This is a genomic window from Trichococcus patagoniensis (genome assembly GCF_003051085.1).
GTDB classification, from domain to species: domain Bacteria; phylum Bacillota; class Bacilli; order Lactobacillales; family Aerococcaceae; genus Trichococcus; species Trichococcus patagoniensis.
The window spans coordinates 1-21,714 of record NZ_QAOM01000027.1; the positions used below are offsets into that span (position 1 = coordinate 1).

Sequence of the window (21,714 nt, forward strand, 5' to 3'; positions counted from 1 at the left end):
ACAGGCTAGAGCAAACTAAAAAAAATTTTTCCACTTAAATTATAGCATGGGAGTGACTTTTTGCGCATTTTTCAGCTATTTATTTTCAAACAAAAAGATGGATAACATCAAGTTATCCATCTCCCGGGTAAACATTCGAACGCAAGCATCCGGATTTCTATCCGTAAATTGTCATGGATCTTGCGATTTCAATCGCTTAGAACCATGATACACTTGGGCGCTTGCGACCACAGTGCATCCTTTAAGCTCTTTTTAAACATAGTAAAGGTTTTCCGACGGATACACCGGATCGCACGTGATATCGATGCCAAGATTCCGAAGGATCTGATCATCGTCTTTGTTCAGGATGACCGTCGAGTGTGCCTGCACATCCTTCAGCTCGGAAAGTTTATCGTAAGCCAGCTGGGCAGTCGGATTGGTGACCGCTGAAATGGACAAGGCAATCAGGATGTCATTGGCCGTTAAGGTCGGGATGCGTTTATGCAAGCCTTCGCTCTTCAGCTTTTTGATCGGCTCCAGAATGACCGGGGACAGCAACAGGATGTCATCGGAAATGTTCGCCAAGGCCTTGATTGCGTTCAAGATGGCGGACGAACAGGCATCCATCAGATCGGAAGTTCTGCCGGTGATGATCCGTCCGTCGTTCAATTCGAAAGCGATGACAGCCGGAATCTCGTTGTCGGCCGCGCGTTTCATCAAACGCTTCGCATATTCGCGGGCAGGTTTCACGGGAGCCCGGTCTTCTTGCTTCAATTCGACCTCTTCCATGATCAGGCGCATATGGTTGCGCGTCTCCTCATCACTCAGGCCTTTCTTGTAGTCGCATTCCGTGTCGAAGCTGCGGCGGATGATTTCCTGCTTCGACGCTTCCCGGATCGCTGCATCGTCGGTGATGCCGAAGCCGACCCGATTCACGCCCATGTCAGTCGGTGATTGGTAGACGGATTCCTTGCCGGTGATGCGCTCGATGATGCGTTTGATGACCGGGAAAGTCTCCAGATCGCGGTTGTAGTTGACGGCCACTTCGTTGTAGGTCTCGAAATGATAGTTGTCCATCATGTTGACGTCCTTGAGATCGACTGTCGCGGCTTCATAAGCGATGTTCAAAGGGTGCTTCAACGGAACATTCCATACCGGGAAAGTCTCGAACTTGGAATAGCCGGCTGCGCGGCCTTGACGACGCTCGTGGTACAACTGGTTCAAGCAGGTCGCCAACTTGCCGCTGCCGGGACCCGGAGCAGTAACGACGACAATCGGTTTGGTCGTCGGAATGTAAGTGTTCTGGCCGAAGCCTTCTTCGCTGACGATCGTCTCGATATTGGAAGGATAGCCTTCGATGGCGCCATGGGTATAGACTTTGATGTTGCGTTTTTCGAGTTTGTTGATGAACACTTTGGTGGCTGGCTGTCCGTTGTAGCGCGTGATGACGACACTGTTGACGGCCAATCCGTATTCCCTCAGCTCATCGATCAGGCGGAAAACATCCATGTCGTAAGTGATGCCATAGTCGCCGCGGATTTTGTTGCGTTCGATATCGCCTGCGTACACACAGATCAGGATCTCCGCCTGGTCCTTCAATTTCTGCAGCAATTTGATTTTGGCATCTTCGTCGAACCCAGGCAATACGCGTTTCGCATGCTTGTCGCCGATCAATTTCCCTCCGAACTCAAGATACAATTTATCATAATTGTTGACCCGTTCCAGGATATATTTCGATTGTTCTTCAATGTATTTCTGCGGATCAAAGCCGATTTTTTTCATCTGTTCTCCTCCAATATCTGAATGGTGTATCTGTATACTTGCCGTTACGCGCATCTTTCCGGCTGCAAAAATGCTTCAGCTGACTCATCCGTAACGCTTTGATTTCAACTCTAACAATTATAGAGTATTTTTTTTGATTGGCAATACGTATTTTAAACCCGCGACGATTTGTTCAACAGCATGCGCGCCGTAATCCAAGCGGTGAGCGGGATGATCCCGGCCACGCCGATGCCGATGACGAACATCGAGAGGACTTCCGAGACGAGCACCTTTGCGTTCAGCGCCTCCCCAAAAGAATAGGATAGATCCCTGAACCAGAGGAAAAGCGCGAGGTAACCGCCGATGAATGAAAAATACAGCGTATTCGTTGTCGTTCCGATGATGTCCTTGCCGATCGTCATCCCTGACCGGAACAATTCCTTTTCGCCCAACTGTGGATTGCGATGATGGACTTCATGCAACGAGGATGAAATGGAGATGGCCGTATCCGTGATGGCCGCTATCGTTCCTGTTATCATCGTGCAAATACCGATTTGGACAAAATCGACATTCACAAAAAAGGAAAGCGTGGTATACTCTTCCACTTCCTCGGGACCGAAGCCCTGTATCATCGCAAACCGATGCACGACAATGATCAACAACAGCAAGAAAAACATTGTGACGATCGTGGCGATAAAAGCCGCCTTGGTCTTGACGTTCACGCCGTTTATGTAGAATAAATTGATGTAGCCGACCACCGCACACGCCAGCAGGGTCACGAAAAGAGCAGGAAAGCCATTGATCAACAGCAACACCAATACATAGAGGACCGCAAAATTGAAAAACAAAGACAGGAACGAAGAGATCCCTCGTCTGCCGCCCACCGCCCCCATCAGCAGCAAAAGCAACAGCGCCAATACCAGCTGCACGCTCATGGACGATCACCTGCTTTCTTCGGAATCAGACGGACGGCTGTGAACATTGCCAACGGCACCGTCAAAACGATACCGAGACTACCTGCCAAGGCCCGGGTGATTTCCAAAGATAGTTGCATCGAAAAGGTGTGGAACACATCGGAGCCGTTCTCCAAATAAAAAACGAGCGTCGGAATCGCTCCGCTGACATAGGCAAAAAGCAGCACATTCGCCATCGTCCCCATGATGTCCTTGCCGATTTCGCGTCCGGACTGGAATAAGGCTCTAGAGGATATCGCCTGGTCTTTTTCGTACAGTTCCTGGATGGACGCAGTCATCGTGATGGCGACATCCATCACCGCACCCAGCGAGCCGATCAGAATGCTCGACAGGAAGATGCGCCGCGGATAATGCGTCACAAACTGCATTTCCTCATAGCGCAAGCCCTGCCCGTTCGTCAAGGCAATGACCCCGTAGGCGAGGATCAAGGTCATGAATGTTCCGATCAAAGTGGAAATGATGGCCGCGTAAGTCTTTCTGTTTCTGCCGCTGACCAAGAGGAGCGTTAGGACGGTCCACCCAATCACTGCAGCACTGCTGATCCGTAATAGTTGCGCATTATCCGCCATTTCATAACTGTCCAGGGCGACACTGAACAGCAAAATATTCCCTGCAATACTGACGAGAGAAAGCAGGCCTTTTTTACCCGCTACCGCCACAAGCACGAAAAGAAACAGGGATCCAAAAAGGGCAACATATTTATCCCGCTTTACTCCGGAAATTTTGCCTGTCACAGCACCCGTATCGCTCTCGCTAAGGGAAAGGAAAACTTCATCGCCTGAACGGTACATCTGACTATAGGCAAGTGAATCGGAATAGTTGTTTGCTATCACGACCTCCGTCCCTTTTGACTCCCCGTTCATCAGTACAGCCGTCAGTTTTTGGTTGTATACGGGGTAGCTTTCCCGATTGGCGCCGATCGTTTCAGCGGTTCCAACAGTTTCCGTTGCAATGATTTTGGCTATTGGCTCTTTGTACCACGTGTAGTTATTGTAGCTGAACATCGTCAGCATCCCCAAAAACGCCGCAAACAAGGTCAAGAATATCGCTTTTTTCCTGACCAACAACCCTTTTTTCATCCGTTTTTTTCCTCCCTTCAATAGATTTCCACATGGCTTTTATCCTAAATTGGTAAGGATGATTTTCTCCATCCGGATATCGTCGCGCCATTCTCCTTGGGAATAGGTAAAATGGGGAATAACGCCTATTTGTGTGAACCCGGATTTTTCATACAATCTGATTGCACCGGCATTGTGGGAAAAGACTCCCAATTCTATCCGCTGATAGCCGAGTCTCCGGCATTCTTCTTCATACAGGGCCATGACCGTTTTGCCGATACCCTTGCTGCGCCAATCCGGATCGCCGATATAGATGCCCAGCCAGGCTGTATTTCCGTCATTCTTCAACAGGGCAGGAAAGTCGCGGATGATCGACGCGATCCCGACCGGCTTATCATCCACGCAAATGAAATAATTGCGTTTGTCCGGATTGGACAGGCTCTCGCGCACATCGTCTTCCGTCACCAAAAGCAATTCGCTTTCTTCATCATAGTGCGGGGTGATGAACGATGAAATTGCCGGATCATTTTCCCATCGGAGTACTGTCTGGATAAGTTCCTCGTTCAACGGTAAATTTTTTAGTTGCAGGTTCATCCTTTGCTTCTCTCCTTCGGTTTTATCGATCAGATGCTTGATTCCATGCGAAAAGGATTGCACCGCTAGGTCCGGGCGCAATCCTTTTCGCATATCCACAATTATTTTAGAGAACTTTTTCATATGCCCAACGCATATCGCTGATGCTTGTCAGGATATGCCCGCAGTAGGTATACCCGGATTTCTGCAGGGCACGTTGCATGCTTTTGTTGTCAGGGTGCGTATCGATACGCATGCTGGAATAGCCTTTTTTACGCGATTCATCTGCAGTCCATTCGACGATTTCCCCAAGAACGCCCTGGCCACGGAATGCGTCTTTGATCGTGATGCGATGGATGACACTGTAAGGATTATCCGTCAGCCATTGGCCCTCGGTGATGACTTTATAGGTAGGGTCCTCACCGTAAAAAAACGCAAAAGTCGCCCCCGGAACGCCATCCCGCAGGTATACATAGCTGTATCCTCCATTGATATCCTGAAGAATGACTGCTTCATTCGGATACCCTTTTTGCCATTGATCGATGCCGGACGCCTTTAGCGTGACTTTCGCCTCATTGATGATTTCCATGATTGCGGGCAGATCCGCTGGCGTTGCTTTTCTGATCATGCTTCCACCGCCTTTCATTCTTTTCATTTAAATAAGATTATACCGGAAACATGATTGTTTTCATGCATTTTTATTGTTTTCATTCCGAATAATTCCGATTCTTATAGGTTAAACATCTTTCGGTATTGCTGGATATAGGATTGCTTTTGTTTTTTCAGCATATAGAGCGCATTTTTGATCTGATCCGGCTCATCCGCCATATCCAAGTCTTCCTTTTGCTTTTCGATGCCTTCTACTACGGGTTCACAGTAGGCCGCTTCTTTTATTTCATCCAAAATGGCGATGATTTCCTTGCGCATCCTTTCGACACGGGGACCTTCACCTGCTTTTATTTCATCCAGACTTTCGACGAGTTCCCGGAATGGAAGGTTTCTTCTGACTTTTCCGTCCTTGATGCGGATATATTCTTTTTTGAATTCCGTAACGCCGGGCACCGCCCCGTTCAATTGGTACCAGCCATCGTAGAGGACCCATCCGCCTTCCGGTTCAGCTGGGATGAAGTCCCTTTTTAAAATGTATACTTCGTCCGCACCGGTAATTTCCGCCACCCAACATTTGCTTTCGCTATCTGCCGGGCTGAGCTGCAAACCTAACTTCGACATGGTAAAATCCTCTTTCTGATCATTATTGGTAGTGTTGATCCATTCCTCAGGCCGATTGCGCTTCGCCTGATTCCGTCCTTCCATTATACGCTATCTGCATACTTGTGGATAGGGATTCACTTCCAGAAGGCACTATGATCGATCCAGCCCAATCCTTCCCCATTCCATTCGGCATAAAGGTAGGCTCCATCGACAGTTTCCTTGCTGATCGAAACGGTTTCCTCCAAATATTCCGCTGTGGAGCCAAGTTCCTTTGCTCCGAATTCGACCCAGGGCAAACTGTCGATGGAATAGCCGCCATCAGAAATGACGGCGGAGTAAGACACTGGAACAACGTCGAACGGCTTGACAGCTCTGCTGTCCACCCATCCCAATGGGCTTCCTTGCATCCAAAGCAAGGAATACAGTCCGTTCTGGGTGGTTCCCTTGACCAACAATTCCTTGCCTGCATAGCTATCGGTGTAACCGATTGTTTCATAGTCCGGCGTACCCCAGGGAAGGGTATCGACCGAGTAGCTTCCGGCCGCAATGACGCCGATATAGTCACCGTTTTCGAATCCGAAAGCTTGCCTGTCGATCCACCTAAAATAAGCGGCATAACCGCTCGAACTATCGATTGTTTCATAGAGGATAGTTGCATTCGCGCCAAGGACGTCCTTCGTAGTGCCCAACTGGACCGATGCCGGCGTTCCCGGCGGCTGACTCGAAATCGAGTATTGGCCGGCAGTGATGTAGTCGGTAGCTTCCGCAATCAGGATGTCGTCACGGATTGCGATGGCGCGCGTATCGACCCAGCCCCATACATTTCCGTCCTTGAAGAGCAAGGTATAGCTGCCGTCTGGTGTTGAGCCTTTGAGCGTAACATACACGCCAATCTGTTCGCTTGTTAAGGCCACCGTCTCACTTTCCAGCGTTCCCAAGATGAGCGTATCGACGGTAAAGCCTTCAGCTGTGATCACGCCTACTTGTTCCTCACCAACCAAGCCCAACACCTCTTTTTCCAGCCAGCCGATGCCTTCATTGGTGACTGTTGTGGCATAGAAATATTCCTCGTCGGCCGACGCATAGGCAAGCAACACCCGTTCTCCGATTCGGTCCGAGGTGTTGCCGATCATGACAGCTTCCTCGCTGTTTCCCGGCAGGCTGGTGATCGGCGAATCGCCAAGTGTGATATACTCCGAATCAGCTGTTGGCTGGAAATCCGCTTCTTTGAGCGCTTCGCTTTCGATCCAACCGAATCCCAATCCCGCTATCCACACATAAGCGTACTCTCCGTCACTCGTCTTCCTGGCAATTGTTACGATGCGCCCGATGTAATCATCCGATTGTCCGATTGTCTCCTGGCCCTCCATGTCCCACGGAAGCGTATCGATGGGATAGCCTTCCCGAAAAATAGTCGAAGTCTCGTTTACCGTAATGAAAATCGGTGTTGCCGAATCTGCCTTTTCGCCTTGGGAAATATCGGCTGAGGAAGGGATGGATGTCTGCTCGCTTTCATTTATCAAAGAACTTTCAACCTGACTCTCCACCAAAGATGGCGGGGTGCTGCAGCCCGAACAAAGAATCACCATGAAACCGGATACAAGCCACCGCCCTACTCCTTTTTCCATAACCGCTCACTTCTCTCCTCTATCTTTCTTTCCCGCAGTTCAATCAATCGGCGTCGCCGCTGTCCTTGACCTTCACACCGGCAACAAGATCCTTGTTCGGATCAGCGACATATCGCTCCCCTTCCACCAGACCATCCACTACTTCGATGTCATATTCGGTTTCCAGACCGGTTTCGATGTACCTTTTTTCGACTCGGTTCCCGCTGTCCACCACATACACATACGCTTTTCCCGAGTCCGCATCGATTTGGACGGCCTCAAAGTTCACGCGCAGGGCATCGAGCCTTTCGACCGTGATGATTTCCGCATCGGCTTCATAGCCTACCTTGATGTTTTCGTCAGGATCGGTGATCGTGACTTTTACCGCAACTTTCGCATCCTGATCTGCGGAGGTCGCGGATTTCTCCGCCGATTGGCCGATTTCCGAGACGACCCCTTCATATTCTTCAGGGACCCCTTTCACCTTGACTGTCGCCTTCTGGCCTACGCGCATATTTACGCTGTCAAACTGGCTGACTGCTAGACTGACTATATATTCGGTCGCCCCATCGATTATGATAGCATCGCCAACCTCTGGGTATTCGTTCGCCACGACATCCATCTTCGTCACGATGCCGTCGACATTGGCTTTCAGATCGCACTCCTCGATTTTTTTGTTCAAGTAGGCGATATCCGTCTTCAGGAGAGCGATCTGGTCCGCCTGATTGGAGATCCGTTCTTCCGCAGTTGCGGTTGAAAAGGTTGCTGAAGACTGCAGGTTCGCAAGCGCGATACCCGCGCTCCGGACGGATTTTTCGCCATCGCTGATCGCCTTGACTGCCGCGTCATACTTTACCTCTGCGCCACTTCTGGCATTCGAGAGGATGATTTCCGCATTGCGGACAGCGGCTTCACTGTCGCTGACGGCCTTTTCGGCTGCTGCATATTCAATGGCGCCCGCGCTTTCGGCATTCGATAGGGCAATTTCCGCGTTGCTCACAGCTGCTGCGCTGTCCGCAACCGCCTTTTCGGCTGAAGCATATTCGGAATCGGTTGCGTTTTCGGCATTCGAAAGCGCGATTTCTGCGCTGCGGACAGCCGTTTCAGCATCGAGCACCGCCAATTTCGCCGCATCATGGCCGGCTTGATAGCTCATTTCAGCGCTATCCAAAGCCAGTTCGGCATTCCATGCCGCCGTTTCGGCTGCGGCGACAGCCTGCTGCGCCAACTGATAGTCCACAGCATACAGAATCGGATCGGCATCATACAAGGCTTTGACGATGTCCAGATTCAGTTTCGCACTCTCATAGGTAGCTTTCGTTGTATCCACCGCACATTCGGCTTCATGCAAAGCATTTTCCAGATCATCCAAATTCTTTTTTGCGATCCAGTAATGCGCCTTGGCATTTTCCAAAGTCAGTTCGGCTTGGCCGACCGCATTCGCGTTGGCTATTTCGACGTTATGCAGTTTACCCGCAAAAGCGGCAGCATTCGCTTTGGCGCTATCCAAGGCTATTTGAGCCTGGCTCACCGCATTGTCGTAGAGCGTTCCCCGCGCCGACAGATTCGATACGGCGGCGGCATAATTCGACTGGGCATTCTCCAGGGCTATGTTCGCCTGGCTGATGGCATTCGCATTGAGCGTATTGATGTCAGCCAGATTCCCTTGCGCCGCACTGTAATTTGATTGGGCAGTTTCCAGCCCAATCCCCGCTTGGCTCACCGCATTCTGGGAGGATGCCTTATCCATTTCTGCGCTGCTCCCGGAAAGATAGGCAAGCGTCGCCTCTGCATTGGCAAGATTGATGGCCTGCTTATCCAATTGGGTGCGGTACTCGGTCGCATCGATCCTCGCCAGCACGTCGCCTTTATTGACCGTCTGCCCTTCCACCGCCAACACTTCGACAATCTTGGCGGTGGGCGAGGGATAAAGGCTGCTCCTGCTGCTGGCTTCGATGTCGCCGGTTATCGGCACATACTTAGCCAATTGCCCTTTCCAGGCCGTATGCACCGACACTTCCTGGACCTGGGCATTCTGATACCACCAGTAGGCAGTCCCTCCGCCCACCAGCAAAGTCAGCAGAAGGACTACCGTGACAATGATTGTTTTTTTTGATTTGAATATGATAGCTTTCAATTTCCCCATAAAGAAGACCCCCTCGCGCAATTTCCGGATACTCCAGTTGATTCCATCGTTTCGGTATCTCAATTTTACCATATCGGCTGATGCATCCGTAAAGATATTGTCAGCGCGTACAAAACCATTCTGGATAATTAATCTTTTTGGATATCTCCTATTCCAGCAAAGGGTTTTCCATTCTCAATTTTTGACAAAAAATACCGACACAAATATACTTGAACTGATTGAAGCGATTTCAAAAGGAGGTGGCTGCGATGATAACGATGACCAACGTGACGAAAACTTACAAAACCGGTGATGTGGAAACCTACGCCCTGAAGGACGTCAACCTCACCATCGAAGAAGGCGAATTTGTCGTCATCCTCGGACCCAGCGGCAGCGGCAAGAGTACCCTGCTGAACGTCATCAGCGGCTTGGATACCGTCACTTCAGGCGAGATCACTTTCAGGGGCGCGGCGCTGACAAAACTGGATGAAGAGGAGATGACCGCCTTCAGAAGGAAACATCTGGGCTTCATCTTCCAGCAATACAACCTGCTGCAGAACCTGAACGTCTACGAGAACATCCAGATCGGATCGGACATCGGCACCGCCCCACTCGACATAGCCGACCTGCTCGAAAAGGTCGGTCTGGAAAAATCCCGCAACAAATATCCCAGCCAACTCTCCGGCGGGGAGCAGCAGCGGGTTTCGATCGTCAGGAGCCTGGCCAAGAATCCCGACATCATCTTCTGCGACGAACCCACCGGCTCGTTGGATGAAGAAAATTCGAAAAAGATTCTGCAGCTGCTGCAGAATCTGAACGAGGACTACAACAAAACCGTCATCGTGATCACCCACAACCTGGGCATCGCCGAAATGGCGGACAAGGTCATCAAGATGAACTCCGGTCAAATCACGGAAGTCACCCTCAACAAAGTCAAAAAGAACGCCCAGGACATCTCTTGGGGATAAGGGGAGGTGCGGATCATGCTGCTGAAAAATGTCATCAAAACCTTGCGGAAAAAATGGATGCAGCTGGTTGCCATCGGATTCATCATCATCCTGAGCTCTGCCACCTACACCATGATGTTCTATGGATTGAGCGGCATCGAAGAGCCGACGGAAGCTTACCTGGCGGATTACAACCAGGAGGATTTTGCCGTTGAGATGCTGAACCGGGTCACGCTGGAAGAGGCAGCCTACCCCATCGCGGCGGCGCTGCTGGCCAGAGGTTTCTACTCGCTCAGCGACATCAAAAAAGTCGAACCGGCCACCTTCTACAAGCTCATGGAAAACCGGATTGCCGAGTTTGAAGCGAGCTACCGCGATGTCAGCCTCGAACTGAGGGAATACAAAAACACATCCTATACTTATCAAGGCCAGTCGCATAAAGCGCTCCTCGTTAAGGCTGGCGAAACAATCAATCTTTCCTATATGGAGGAAGGGCGCAAGCCCTCAGCTGACGATGAAGTCGCCGTCACCAAGGTCTATGCCGACAAGAACGGTCTCACAATCGGCGATGTCCTCATCCTCAAAACCAAAAGCTACCGCGTGACGGGTTTTGTTCTTTTTCCGGATTACACCCTCCCCATGTTCGATGAAACCTTCAATTTGGATACCGGGCTGCAGACACTGCTGCTCATGACGGATAAGGCGTACGAGAACTTCGACGACAAGGAGAGTTTCCGTTTAGCCGGCATGAACCTGACCGGTGAAAGCATAGACACCACCTACGACAAAGACGCGCTGCCTTTCGTCAGCCAGATTACGGATACGCAGACCACCATGAGGAGCGGCGCCATCTATGACGAACTGACCCAAGGAAAAGTCATGGCTTTGGGACTCAGCGTCTTCATCGCGGCCATCGCCGTCATCATCGTATCGATTCTGATCTACAACCTGCTCCATGCCGAAAGAGGCCAGATCGGCATCCTCAAGGCCCTCGGCTACCGCCGTTCGGAAATAGCCCGGCCCTATTTCGTTGCGATGATGGTCTTTGCCGCCCTCATGCTGATCCTTGGCTACTTCATCGGATCGCTCTTTTCCGAGCCGTTAAAGCGATTGTATCTGGATTTTTATCTCCTGCCCCAAGTCAAAATCGCCCAGAGCTTCACCGTCTTCGCGACGGCGATCCTAGTGCCGCTCCTTTTCTTCTCCTTGGTTTCCGGGATCATCATCTACCGGATCCTCGGGGAGAATGCCCTGGAGCTGCTGAAGCCGCATGAGGGCAAGTCTATCAACCGGATCGGCAGGTACCTCAGCCGGGTCCTTTCGAAGGCGAAAGGCAGCACAAAATTCAAATACTTGCACGCCATCAAGAGCACCGGCAGTTTCTTCATTTTCTTTCTGGGCATCATGTTCTCGACAATCCTGATGAGCTTTTCCTTCATGATGGGCGGCATGGTCGATCGGATGACGGTCGACTATCTGAATAAGGTCGATTACGAGTATGAGGCCTATCTCGATGTCACGCAAAGGCTGCCCGAAACGCGGCCCGGCGACGAAAAATTCCTGATCTATCCCTTTGCTTCCCTCGATGGCAACGTTGTATCGCTGCAAGGACTATCTTCACGCAACAAACTTTACAGCCTGTACGATGAGGAAGGCAATGACATCACCGTAAACATCCAGAATGGTGCCGTGATCACGAAACGGCTCAGCATCAAGCTCGGACTCGAAGAAGGCGATACCATCCGCCTGGAAGTGAACGACGACACTTTCCCCTTCATTGTCAAAGGAGTGACCGATGAATACATTTCCGAAAAGGTGTACCTGAACATCGAAAAGCTCAGCAACATATTGTCGGATAACAGCACTTCGCGGCTGTACAGTGGCATCTATGCCAGCAGAAAGCCGTCCGATGCCTATTACAGCACGATCATCAGCAAGTCCGGCCTCATCGAACAATCGAAGGCGATGGCGAATTATACGCAGTTCATCTCGAACGTCATGATCGGGGCATCTGCAGTCATCGCGGCGAGCATCCTCTTCGTGCTCACTTCCTTCACCGTCGAAAAAAATTACTATGTGATTTCGCTGCTCAAAGTGATGGGCTACAAACGCCGGGAAGTCAATGCGATGATCTTGAACAGCTATTTCGTCTATGCCCTGATTTCCTATCTGATCAGCATCCCCATCGCTTTAGGTATACTGAACCTGATGATGCGATTCTTCACGGAGGAATACGGTGTCATCCTGCCGCTGCAGTACAGACCGATTTTCCTGCTGCAGACATTGGCGATACTGGTCCTCATCTTCTTCGCCGGCACCTACATAAGCAGGCGAAAAATCGCCAAAATTCCGCTTCAGGAGGTCCTCAAATCCTATCAGGAATAAACTTGGCCCGAAGCTTTTCGTTAGTTGACCACCGCCTTCTGTAGTAAAATATCAGAAAAGCGGAACAGCTCACTTAAATATACAACTCGGGAAGTGATACTATGGAAAAGAAAAATAGCAAGAAATTAATCAGCCTTGCTCTGATCACCATCATTATGACGGGGGCAATCACACTCGGCTTCCTCACAAAGAACGGAAAAATCGAACGGTTGGCATTTGCTGAAGAAACGAACACAGAAGCCAGCCTCGGCTCATTGGATGAACTAATGGAGGGGCTGTCCGATTATCCCGAACTGTACCAAGCGACTTTTGAAGAGGAAAACGTTGAACCGGAAGAGAACATTTTTATTATCCCGGGAATGGATGCAACTTTGACGCTCCGTCATGATCACGAAGAAGAAGAAATATGCACAACGATGACGCCGCAAGGTTTGGCTGTCAATAATGAGTACCTGTTTATTTCAGCCTATTGCCATACCAAAGAACACAATTCAGTCATCTATGTGCTGGACAAGCAGAGCGGTTCCTTCCTGAAGGAAATCGTGCTGGACGGCATCCCGCATGCGGGCGGCATCGCCTATGACAGCAATCATGACTTGCTTTGGGTCACTTCAGAAAAAGGCGACACCGCGCAAGTCATCACACTGTCTTTGGCGGACATAGAAACCTATGATTTCACAGCCTGCTCAGAAGCGATTGCCTACACAGACAGCATCGAACTGCCTGACATCAAACGGGCTTCGACCATCACAGTACACGAGGATGACCTCTACGTGGCGCATTTCGATGACGAAGAGACGAGTGTCATGCACCGCTACCTGATCTCCACAACAGAAAACGAGGACGGGAAGGAAGTCCATGCGCTCGATACCGGAAAAAGTACGGAAGAAGCTTCTCCTGACGATGTCGATAAAATAGGCAAAGAGATCCAAGGACTGGCTTTTTATCAGGAAAAGCTTATGTTGTCACGCTCCTCTGGCCGAAAGAAAGACTCAACACTGCTTTCTTTCGACCGCTTGAAGGAAAATGAGAATTTCACTGACAAGAACGCCAGCACCGAAGTCACGATGCCGTCCTATCTCGAACAGATCGCAGTGGATGGGAAGCAACTCTACGTGCTCTTCGAATCAGGCGCCTATCCCTATCGCGACCACGGTAATCCGAGCGTCGATCGCGTGCTGCGGGTAGAAATCGATACGCTGTTCGCGGAATGAACCCACATCATCGGAGAATGGAAATGGACATACAGAAGAAGGGGGCTCTCGTTTATTTCGAGAGCCCCCTTCTTTCTGTTGTTTGCATTCTATCGCTGACCGGAATCCGTGCGCAGCTCCGGTGAGTTGGCTGTTCACCGGAGATAAACAGTGAGATAGCCATTCCTCAGTCCATATGATCAGTCAACTCGATACGCTGGTCCCCTTCCAACAGCTCCCTCACGATTTCCATATAACGTTTGGAGATCGTGCTGAGCGGCCGCACTTTTGAATAAATAAAGCCGATAGTATTTTTTTGATCGACATCCATGGGCACCACAACGATATGATCCTGCGTATTCGATTTCAGGAGACCCGAACCGACCAAATAACCATTCGTTACGGACAGCAGATTCAATACGGTCGCGCGGTCGCTGGCACTGATCCTCTGGGTATTTTGATCGACTTGGATCGATTCCTCCATCAGTTGCAGGGTGCTGTTTTTGCTTTGATCGAACGATATGACAGGATACGGATGGAGATCCTCCTGGGATATCTTCGCTTGCTTCGCCAACGGATGGAACTCGCTGAGGAATACATGCGGTTGGAACGCAATCAGCGGATCGAATTTCAGGTCGAACGCTTCAAGATGCTGCTTGATGACCTTCCCGTTGAAATCGTTCAGGTAGATGAAGCCGACTTCACTGACGGCATCCCGCACATCTTCCATCACTTTCGAGGTGCTCGTCTCCAGGAAACGGAAATTGAGCGACTCATCTTTCTTCTCCGAAACCAGGCGGGCGAAGCCTTCCGAAGCAAAATCATAGTGCTGGCTCGAAACGGAAAACAGTCTCCGGTTTTCGGTCGCATACAGGTAACGGTAATCCAACTGGTCCGCTTGCGCTACAATCTGATCGGCGAACTCCAAAAGCATAGCCCCTTCTTTGGTTATTTCGATTCCCTTTTTGGAACGCTCGAAGATCTGGATGCCATATTCTTCCTCCAAATCTTTGATGCTTGACGACAGACTGGACTGCGCCATATACAATTGCCTTGCGGCTTCCCGAAAAGTGCCGTATTTAGCCACTGTTATGACATAGCGCAATTGTTGCAGATTCATATATTTTTTCCTCCTCGTTCCCTTTGCCGATGGATCCCCATCGTTTCCACAAAAAAAGTGCATGCGCGTCAACAAAACACACATGCACGAGTATTCTTCATCATTTCAGCGATTCGACTGGATACGGATGCATGATCTGCCCCATAATCCCCTTACAGCGTGGACAAACGCACTCTGTTGTGGAGATCAAAAGATGATAAGAATAACCTGCATGTTTCTTACATCCGCACATACAACACATCATCTTCTGCATGGTTCTGCCTCCCCTTTTTTCCCTCATCGCTTTCTAATAAGATAGCGATATTATTGACTGATGTCAATCATTTTCCCTTCTACGGCTTCAGATGAATTTCCCCGTCACCGAATTTGGGTTTTTCCGGATTTCCGCCGGCGTTCCTTCCGCAATGATCCTACCGCCGGCATCTCCTCCTCCAGATCCCAGATCGATGATCCAATCTGCCGCAGCGATGACTTGTTGATTGTGCTCCACAACAACCACCGTGTTGCCGGTATCGACCATCCGATCCAACAATTTCAGGAATTTCCCCACATCGAGCGGATGCAGACCGATAGTAGGTTCATCGATCAGATAAAGATTCTTTTTACCTTGATTCGCGAGGAGTTCGACAGCCAACTTGAGCCGTTGCGCTTCCCCGCCGGATAAAGTCGTTGTCGTCTGACCGAGCTCGAGGTACCCGAGTCCGACCTCCTGCAGGAGATTCAGGATGCCACTGATTTTGGGCGAATCCGCAAACAGTTCCGCGCCTTCCTCCACCGACAACCCCAGCACTGCGGTGATCGAATGGCCGCGATAGGTCACGGACAAAACTTCGTCCTTGAAGCGTTTGCCCGAACAGACAGGACAGGGAACCTCCTGATCTCCAAAAAACAACAGGTTATTTGTGACGACCCCTAAGCCTTCGCAATGATCGCAGCGTCCCCCTTTCGCATTGAAAGAAAAGTGATTGGCGGTCAGGCCCTTTTCGATGGCTGTCGGCTGTCGGCCGAAGATTTTCCGGATTTCCGTGTAGGCATCCGAATAGGTCGCGACATTCGAGCGCTTCATCCGGGTGAGCGGCGCCTGTTCCACGACGACGATCCGATCGAACGAGTTGGTCCCGCTCACCTGATTCGTTTCAACGGAGTCGGCAGTATCTCCTTTCGCCAGCACATCGAACACGAGCGTCGATTTCCCGGACCCCGATACGCCGGTGACACAAATGAGGCAGCCTATGGGGAGACGGACCGAGATATGTTGGAGGTTATGCTTTTCTGCCCGTTTCACTTCGATGAACTCGCCGGAGCCTTTACGGAAAAACGCGCGCGGTTCGGGTTTGCTGTTCAAGTAGGCACCGGTGACGGAAGTCGCTTGACTCTTGAGTTGTTGCAGCGTTCCCGAGCCGATGACTTCACCCCCGTATTTCCCCGCGCCCGGACCGATATCGATCAGATAGTCTGCGGCCTCCATAACGGCTGTGTCATGTTCGATGACAAGTAGCGTATTGCCTTTATCCCTCAGCGAGCGCAGGATAGTCAGTAGCCCTTCTGTATCTTTTGGATGCAGACTGATTGTCGGTTCATCCAAGATATAGATAACACCCATGAGATCCGAATCGAGGACAGCTGCCAAACGAAGCCGTTGCGCCTCCCCACCCGACAGTGTCATCGTCTGCCTGTCCAACGATAGATAGCCTAGTCCCAGCTTCAGGATCCGTTTCAGTTTGGTCTTCAGATCAATCACATAGACACCCGCCAATAGTTGTTCTGAATGCATCAGGTTTGCATCAAGTTCGCTGACCCAATCCAGAAGTTCTGTCAATGCTGACCCAGCCAACTCAGGCAAGCGCGTCCCTTTAACCGTCACGCTCCTGCTCAGCTCGTTCAGCCGTTCCCCGTGGCATTCCGTGCAGATGACAGATTTAAAATAGGTTTCCCGGAGTTTGGAAGTTCCTTTTTTGTCCGCCATTCTGCGCCAAAGGTTCGGCAGGACTCCTTCATAGCGGCCTTCTGCAATCGTTCGGGGCACCGGCACATCCGGGAACAACCGACGCACTGCTTCACTTTCGGCACCCTCCAGCAACAACACGCGCTGCGCCGGCGTAAAGTCTTTTATGCAAGTATTGGGTTTCAGCGGAATCCCGTAATGATCGCAAGCGGCAACCAACGCCTCCAGCTGATAATCCCGGTAGCGTTTTTCCCAAAAACCGACCGCGCCCTCTTCGAGTGAAAGCTCTTCATGGAACACCTTCCCTTCATCAACGGTCATCACCTCCCCCAATCCTTGGCAGGTTGCACAAGCGCCTTCTCGGGTGTTGTAGGAAAAATGGGTGCGGGTCAGCTTCTCCATACGGTGATCACAATGCGGGCAGTACTGGAACACCTTGAAATCATCGGCGGTCTTTTCGGTTTCCTCCCGGCAATCGGCCGAACTGATTTCCTTCCCGCATTGGGGGCAGCGTCTGGTGCTAAGTTTCTCGAAAAGCATCCGGAGGTCGGTGTAGATATCCGTGACCGTTCCGACCGTCGAACGCGGATTTTTGTTGTAAGCCTGCTGCTGGATTTGGATGGCGGGTGACACATTGCGGATCGCATCGATGTTCGGTTTGCGGATACCTTGGTAGCCGATCGCCTCCAGATATTGGCGTTGGCATTCCTGATAGAGCACATCCATCGCCAGCGTCGTTTTCCCCGAACCGGATACCCCTGTAAGGACAATCCATTTATTCCGGGGCAATTCCACGCTGATGTTCTTCAGATTCCCTTCCTTGGCTCCGATAATGCTGATGTATTCCATGCATGTTCCCCGCTTCCTATTTGATTCTTCTGCTCCATGCCCCAATTATATGCCACTTGTTGCGTTTTTGTCCTGATTATGCGGGATGGATGCCCGGTTTTCTGTTATACTTCAGAAGAGACGACCGCGGCAATCAGGCGGCCGAACAGAGTCAGGAGCGAATTTCATGAGAAAAACAAACCAAAAGCAGCCCATCAAAAACAAACGCAACCGGCAGGACAAGGCGACAGAACCCCAAAAAAATCCGTCCACCAAAGGGGTTACGCAATACCCCGTGACCGAACCAAGCGAATTGCTGCCCTTTTTGCTGCAGATCCTCAGCAAGCAAAGCCGCAATTCGGTCAAATCAATCCTTACCCGCGGACAAGTGACGGTCGACGGCAAGGCCATCACCAAACACAACCACCCCTTGGAACCCGGACAGACTGTCGGCATTTTGGCAAACAAGGAAGCCATCAAAAAAACTTCCCTGTCCGGCCTAAAGATCCTGTTTGAGGACGAATCGATCATCGTGATCAATAAGGATGCCGGCCTGTTGTCGATGGCAACCGACGATCCGAAGGAACCGACCGCTTACCGCCAATTGAGCCAGTACGTCAAAGAAGACAACAAAGCGAATCGGATTTTCGTCGTGCATCGTCTGGACCGGGATACTTCCGGCGTCATGCTGTTCGCAAAATCCGAAGAACTGAAAGAGACGCTGCAAAATGATTGGAAGGAACTCGTCAAAGAACGCATCTATACCGCGCTAGTCGAGGGTGAGATCAAGAATGATGCCGGCACCATTTCCTCATGGCTGACCGAGAGCAAAGCGATGAAGATGCATTCCAGTCCGAAAGACAATGGCGGCAAGCATGCCGTGACCCATTACCGGAAGATCCGCGCAAACAAAGAATACTCGCTCTTGGAGGTGCAGTTGGAGACCGGACGGAAAAATCAGATCCGCGTCCACATGGAGTCTTTGGGCCATCCGGTTGCCGGCGACAAGAAATACGGTGCTCATACCAATCCTATGAAACGCTTAGGACTGCACGCTTCCACACTCGCATTCATTCATCCTTCGACCGGTGAACTCGTCCGCTTCAGCGCACCGGTGCCGAAAGCTTTCCTGTTGTATTCGAAATGACAAAGAAACATGATTCCCCCGCAAAGGCGAATCATGTTTCTTTGTTTTTAATGCAGGATTCTGAGGAACCGGAATAACCCGCCAAAAGCTGTTTGGCGGGCTAAAGTACAGCTTAGCCCCGGTAACGCAGCGCTAGCCCTTTCAGGAAATTCCGCGCATAGCGGTCGCCGCAAGGTTTGTAATTGCGGTGACCTTCTTTGCGGAAAACCGCGCTCAATTCGCTTTTTGATACGGTTACGCCTGCTGATTCCAAGATTTCAAGCATATCTTCGGTTGTTAAATCCAGCGCAATTTTTACTTTCTTCAGCAACAGATTGTTGACGTTCCCGTTATTCAACACAAATTCTGGTTTTGATTCCGGTTCGCCGGGCTTCGCTTGCGGTTTGCCACGTTGGGATGTGATGAGTCCATTCAAGAACGATTCCAATGCCGCATTATCGCAAGCTAATTGTCCATCGCCTGACTGGGCATCTGCTGTCGTAGCGTCCGTCGCTTCATCCTTCTTGGGATTCTTGAGCATTTTCTGTACTGTTTCCTTCGTCACTTCGAGTCCGCCTAAGCGGAACACTTCCACCATATCCGCATCCTTGATGTCCAGCGCATAGCGCAAGCGGATCAATATATCATTCTTGTCCATAATTAACCTCCAAATTTTGCTTTTCAATTATCCTTTTCCAGTATACCCTGTTGGCCTATGGAATGCATGCCTTATTCTTTTCTCATTTTTTAATTTCCCTCTTCACTTTCCACGCAAATATGTTATAATCAAACCTACGAGCAGGTGATTCATCTGTTTATCGGTTCCTTAGCTCAGCGGGAGAGCACTACCTTGACATGGTAGGGGTCGCTGGTTCAATCCCAGTAGGGACCATCAAGATTCAGCACAAATTTAAAAAGAGGCACAATCGGGAAATTCCGATTGCGCCTCTTTTTTTTAATTTATTTAATCAACTGTCGGGCCCTCGCTCATGGTTGAATCCAACAGGTATTCGCCTTTACTGCTATTCTGTTCGGTGGCAAAGCGCGCTTCGAGATCGTTGAAATGCCACCATTCCGAAGCCAAGGGCGTCAGCCCGGCCTCTGTGCAATAGCGCTGGAGCAGGATTGCGGCCTCATTCATCGTATCCGCCAAGGTGGCTTGCAGCCAGGCGGTCGGTGAACTCGATTTGACCGGTCCGGTGAACGTAGCTGAGGCCATGCTCAATTCATGGATCGCTGTCGGCATCGTGTATTCCGTGTAGCTTGTGATGGCGGTCGCGGCATAATCGCCGATGACGATTTGCTGCTGGGCATCAATTTTCGCCAGAGTGACATCGATGGCATAGCCCATCTGATGATTCGAAACACTTGTCGCGATGAACCAATTGGTGTCCCAAGGAGGCGTATTGATGCCGGCCATCACTTCCGGCTCGGCCGCGGCCAGCGCCGTCACAGCATCCACCGTCAATTTCTGGACGGAATAAGGACGGTAGCCCTCATAGATGACCAACGTGTTCCCTTCCGCCAAAGCTGCTTGTTGCGCCAGATGGATTTTCTTCGACATGCTGTAAAGCACCGGCACGATATCGGAAATTTTGCCAAGCCGCATATTGTAGGCTTTCCCGTCATAGAGCGCCTGGCCCGTTATGCCTGGGATCGCTTTTCCGGAAGAAACGAACTTGGATGCGTAGGTGTTGCTATTGTCATAGATGATCGAAGGGATCACGTCGGGAAGATTGATGAAACAATACAGATGCTGCACCCATCCTGACTGCGTTGCGGTCTGGACGAACCACCAGTCACCAGCTTCCTCCAACACCTCGAAAGCGGTTCCTGCTTCCAATGCGGCAATCGTCTCGGACTCGTCATCAGCAGTCGCCTTCAGATTCATCAGTACCGAAGCATAGCCGGTCGCCCCGTTGACAGGGAGTTCCAGCTCGCCTTCATACACCAACGGCTTAGGCGATTCCGGCTGGACCACAGCCGCTTCTTCTGAAGCCACCGCTTCGGCAGCCGAACTTGTCGAAGTGATCTCAGACTCGTCCGTTTCCGTCTGTTCATCCGAGCCGGAGCAAGCAGACAGCACCGCAGCCGTCAGGATACCGATGACAGCGCGGCGCCAATTTCTTTTTATTCTCATATCTATTCAGTCCTCCATTACGCCGATACGATCATTTTCAACAGTTCCAACAGCAAAAGATGGAACGGATAGAAAGCATAGAAACCCCATTTCATCACATTCGATTTTTTCCCCTGACGGCCTTTGTAGAGCAACAGCAGCGGCACAGCCAGAAAAATGCCGATCTGGTAGGATTGCGTCCACCCGATTTCGCGGATGGAAGGGATGATGTGGAACAGAATCCCGATGATCGCAAAACTCAGCAACTGTTTTTCGGTTTGTCCCCTGAACAATCCGAAAAACAGGATCCACAAGACCGCTACGTAATTCCAGTCGGCCGGTACAGCCAGCAGACAGCACGCCAAAACGACTATTGCTTTAAGCGGAAGTGACCACGCTTCCTTTTTCGCGGCCGCCAAAGCCACCAGCCCCAGCGCCAATCCCCAGATAACACTTGTGGCTTGCCACCAAGGAAGCCCGAAATACCAGACATACGGAAAATGTGAGACCGCGGCGAACAGAAACAGCCGCAGCGTGTACTTTTTCAGATTGGAAGTGTAGTGAAAGCCTTCCGCAATCATGTAGCACATGATCGGGGCAGCGATCCGCCCTGCAATCCGCAGCGCCACCCCTTCGAGCGTATCCTGCGGGATGAATACCGCAAATATATGATCGAAAAACATCGCGAAGATGGCAAGGTTCTTCAATGTATAGGATGATAGGTCTTTTTGAATGTCGCTAATGCCTTGCATCGGGGTGCTC

General features: G+C 50.7%; 17 protein-coding genes and 1 tRNA gene. 5 read left to right on the forward strand and 13 right to left on the reverse strand.

Translation table 11 applies throughout. The features are described 5' to 3' along the window. Window positions 1-252: 252 nt before the first annotated feature. The 8 genes from C8U37_RS13460 to C8U37_RS13495 form a co-directional block, all read right to left on the reverse strand. Window positions 253-1,761, reverse strand: coding sequence for a DUF1846 domain-containing protein (locus tag C8U37_RS13460; protein WP_108033728.1), 1,509 nt, complete (start codon window positions 1,759-1,761; stop codon window positions 253-255). A gap of 152 nt (window positions 1,762-1,913) precedes the next feature. Then, window positions 1,914-2,675, reverse strand: a complete 762-nt coding sequence (locus tag C8U37_RS13465) for a YibE/F family protein (RefSeq protein WP_108033729.1) — start codon at window positions 2,673-2,675, stop codon at window positions 1,914-1,916. After that, complete coding sequence (locus C8U37_RS13470; protein ID WP_108033730.1) at window positions 2,672-3,793, reverse strand: YibE/F family protein; 1,122 nt, start codon at window positions 3,791-3,793, stop codon at window positions 2,672-2,674. Before C8U37_RS13470 ends, C8U37_RS13465 begins: the two co-directional genes overlap by 4 nt. 39 nt (window positions 3,794-3,832) lie before the next feature. Further along, window positions 3,833-4,366: a GNAT family N-acetyltransferase gene (locus tag C8U37_RS13475; protein WP_170100309.1), complete on the reverse strand. Its 534-nt coding sequence runs from the start codon at window positions 4,364-4,366 to the stop codon at window positions 3,833-3,835. Between the two features lie 106 nt (window positions 4,367-4,472). Then, window positions 4,473-4,973, reverse strand: coding sequence for a GNAT family N-acetyltransferase (locus C8U37_RS13480; RefSeq protein WP_170100310.1), 501 nt, complete (start codon window positions 4,971-4,973; stop codon window positions 4,473-4,475). Between the two features lie 101 nt (window positions 4,974-5,074). Beyond that, on the reverse strand, window positions 5,075-5,575 hold the full coding sequence (locus C8U37_RS13485) for a hypothetical protein (protein WP_108033733.1): 501 nt from the start codon (window positions 5,573-5,575) through the stop codon (window positions 5,075-5,077). 116 nt (window positions 5,576-5,691) lie between these two features. Further along, window positions 5,692-7,185 (reverse strand): SH3-like domain-containing protein, encoded by a 1,494-nt coding sequence (locus C8U37_RS13490; protein WP_108033734.1) that lies wholly within the window; start codon window positions 7,183-7,185, stop codon window positions 5,692-5,694. Between the two features lie 43 nt (window positions 7,186-7,228). After that, on the reverse strand, window positions 7,229-9,310 hold the full coding sequence (locus C8U37_RS13495) for a permuted SH3 domain-containing protein (RefSeq protein WP_170100311.1): 2,082 nt from the start codon (window positions 9,308-9,310) through the stop codon (window positions 7,229-7,231). Window positions 9,311-9,558: 248 nt separating this feature from the next. Between C8U37_RS13495 and C8U37_RS13500 the strand changes: the two genes are divergently transcribed. The 3 genes from C8U37_RS13500 to C8U37_RS13510 all read left to right on the forward strand — a co-directional run bounded on the left by C8U37_RS13500 (window position 9,559) and on the right by C8U37_RS13510 (window position 13,835). Continuing rightward, entirely contained in the window at window positions 9,559-10,257 is a 699-nt protein-coding gene (locus tag C8U37_RS13500) for an ABC transporter ATP-binding protein (RefSeq protein WP_108033736.1), read from the forward strand. A 15-nt stretch (window positions 10,258-10,272) separates the two neighbouring features. After that, window positions 10,273-12,621 carry an ABC transporter permease gene (locus tag C8U37_RS13505; RefSeq protein WP_108033737.1) on the forward strand — a complete coding sequence of 783 codons (2,349 nt, stop codon included), beginning with the start codon at window positions 10,273-10,275 and terminating at the stop codon, window positions 12,619-12,621. Window positions 12,622-12,722: 101 nt separating this feature from the next. Further along, a complete protein-coding gene (locus tag C8U37_RS13510; RefSeq protein ID WP_108033738.1) occupies window positions 12,723-13,835 on the forward strand; it encodes a YncE family protein in 1,113 nt (370 codons plus the stop codon). Between the two features lie 166 nt (window positions 13,836-14,001). Here the strand turns inward: C8U37_RS13510 and C8U37_RS13515 are convergent, their stop codons facing one another. Both C8U37_RS13515 and C8U37_RS13520 read right to left on the reverse strand, forming a co-directional pair. Next, complete coding sequence (locus C8U37_RS13515; RefSeq protein WP_170100312.1) at window positions 14,002-14,934, reverse strand: LysR family transcriptional regulator; 933 nt, start codon at window positions 14,932-14,934, stop codon at window positions 14,002-14,004. A gap of 340 nt (window positions 14,935-15,274) precedes the next feature. Next, window positions 15,275-17,728, reverse strand: coding sequence for an ATP-binding cassette domain-containing protein (locus tag C8U37_RS13520; RefSeq protein ID WP_108033740.1), 2,454 nt, complete (start codon window positions 17,726-17,728; stop codon window positions 15,275-15,277). A gap of 166 nt (window positions 17,729-17,894) precedes the next feature. Between C8U37_RS13520 and C8U37_RS13525 the strand changes: the two genes are divergently transcribed. Then, on the forward strand, window positions 17,895-18,854 hold the full coding sequence (locus C8U37_RS13525; protein WP_108033741.1) for an RluA family pseudouridine synthase: 960 nt from the start codon (window positions 17,895-17,897) through the stop codon (window positions 18,852-18,854). Window positions 18,855-18,966: 112 nt separating this feature from the next. Here the strand turns inward: C8U37_RS13525 and C8U37_RS13530 are convergent, their stop codons facing one another. Then, window positions 18,967-19,491, reverse strand: a complete 525-nt coding sequence (locus C8U37_RS13530; RefSeq protein ID WP_108033742.1) for a YehS family protein — start codon at window positions 19,489-19,491, stop codon at window positions 18,967-18,969. Window positions 19,492-19,653: 162 nt separating this feature from the next. Between C8U37_RS13530 and C8U37_RS13535 the strand changes: the two genes are divergently transcribed. After that, window positions 19,654-19,725: transfer RNA gene (locus C8U37_RS13535), tRNA-Val, on the forward strand. A 72-nt stretch (window positions 19,726-19,797) separates the two neighbouring features. Here C8U37_RS13535 and C8U37_RS13540 read toward each other — a convergent pair. Together C8U37_RS13540 and C8U37_RS13545 are read right to left on the reverse strand one after the other, a co-directional pair. Beyond that, window positions 19,798-20,973: a M15 family metallopeptidase gene (locus C8U37_RS13540; protein ID WP_108033743.1), complete on the reverse strand. Its 1,176-nt coding sequence runs from the start codon at window positions 20,971-20,973 to the stop codon at window positions 19,798-19,800. A gap of 17 nt (window positions 20,974-20,990) precedes the next feature. Continuing rightward, window positions 20,991-21,704: a TraX family protein gene (locus C8U37_RS13545; RefSeq protein ID WP_108033744.1), complete on the reverse strand. Its 714-nt coding sequence runs from the start codon at window positions 21,702-21,704 to the stop codon at window positions 20,991-20,993. Between the last annotated feature and the right edge of the window lie 10 nt (window positions 21,705-21,714).

What these genes read in the sequence shown, in the direction of transcription:
- C8U37_RS13470 (WP_108033730.1), bottom strand. Translation starts at nt 3,793, where the DNA reads ATGAAAAAAGGGTTGTTGGTCAGGAAAAAAGCGATATTCTTGACCTTG.
- C8U37_RS13480 (WP_170100310.1), bottom strand. Translation starts at nt 4,973, where the DNA reads ATGATCAGAAAAGCAACGCCAGCGGATCTGCCCGCAATCATGGAAATC.
- C8U37_RS13495 (WP_170100311.1), bottom strand. Translation starts at nt 9,310, where the DNA reads ATGGGGAAATTGAAAGCTATCATATTCAAATCAAAAAAAACAATCATT.
- C8U37_RS13500 (WP_108033736.1), top strand. Translation starts at nt 9,559, where the DNA reads ATGATAACGATGACCAACGTGACGAAAACTTACAAAACCGGTGATGTG.
- C8U37_RS13520 (WP_108033740.1), bottom strand. Translation starts at nt 17,728, where the DNA reads ATGGAATACATCAGCATTATCGGAGCCAAGGAAGGGAATCTGAAGAAC.
- C8U37_RS13465 (WP_108033729.1), bottom strand. Translation starts at nt 2,675, where the DNA reads ATGAGCGTGCAGCTGGTATTGGCGCTGTTGCTTTTGCTGCTGATGGGG.
- C8U37_RS13510 (WP_108033738.1), top strand. Translation starts at nt 12,723, where the DNA reads ATGGAAAAGAAAAATAGCAAGAAATTAATCAGCCTTGCTCTGATCACC.
- C8U37_RS13490 (WP_108033734.1), bottom strand. Translation starts at nt 7,185, where the DNA reads ATGGAAAAAGGAGTAGGGCGGTGGCTTGTATCCGGTTTCATGGTGATT.
- C8U37_RS13545 (WP_108033744.1), bottom strand. Translation starts at nt 21,704, where the DNA reads ATGCAAGGCATTAGCGACATTCAAAAAGACCTATCATCCTATACATTG.
- C8U37_RS13485 (WP_108033733.1), bottom strand. Translation starts at nt 5,575, where the DNA reads ATGTCGAAGTTAGGTTTGCAGCTCAGCCCGGCAGATAGCGAAAGCAAA.
- C8U37_RS13525 (WP_108033741.1), top strand. Translation starts at nt 17,895, where the DNA reads ATGAGAAAAACAAACCAAAAGCAGCCCATCAAAAACAAACGCAACCGG.
- C8U37_RS13475 (WP_170100309.1), bottom strand. Translation starts at nt 4,366, where the DNA reads ATGAACCTGCAACTAAAAAATTTACCGTTGAACGAGGAACTTATCCAG.
- C8U37_RS13515 (WP_170100312.1), bottom strand. Translation starts at nt 14,934, where the DNA reads ATGAATCTGCAACAATTGCGCTATGTCATAACAGTGGCTAAATACGGC.
- C8U37_RS13460 (WP_108033728.1), bottom strand. Translation starts at nt 1,761, where the DNA reads ATGAAAAAAATCGGCTTTGATCCGCAGAAATACATTGAAGAACAATCG.
- C8U37_RS13530 (WP_108033742.1), bottom strand. Translation starts at nt 19,491, where the DNA reads ATGGACAAGAATGATATATTGATCCGCTTGCGCTATGCGCTGGACATC.
- C8U37_RS13505 (WP_108033737.1), top strand. Translation starts at nt 10,273, where the DNA reads ATGCTGCTGAAAAATGTCATCAAAACCTTGCGGAAAAAATGGATGCAG.
- C8U37_RS13540 (WP_108033743.1), bottom strand. Translation starts at nt 20,973, where the DNA reads ATGAGAATAAAAAGAAATTGGCGCCGCGCTGTCATCGGTATCCTGACG.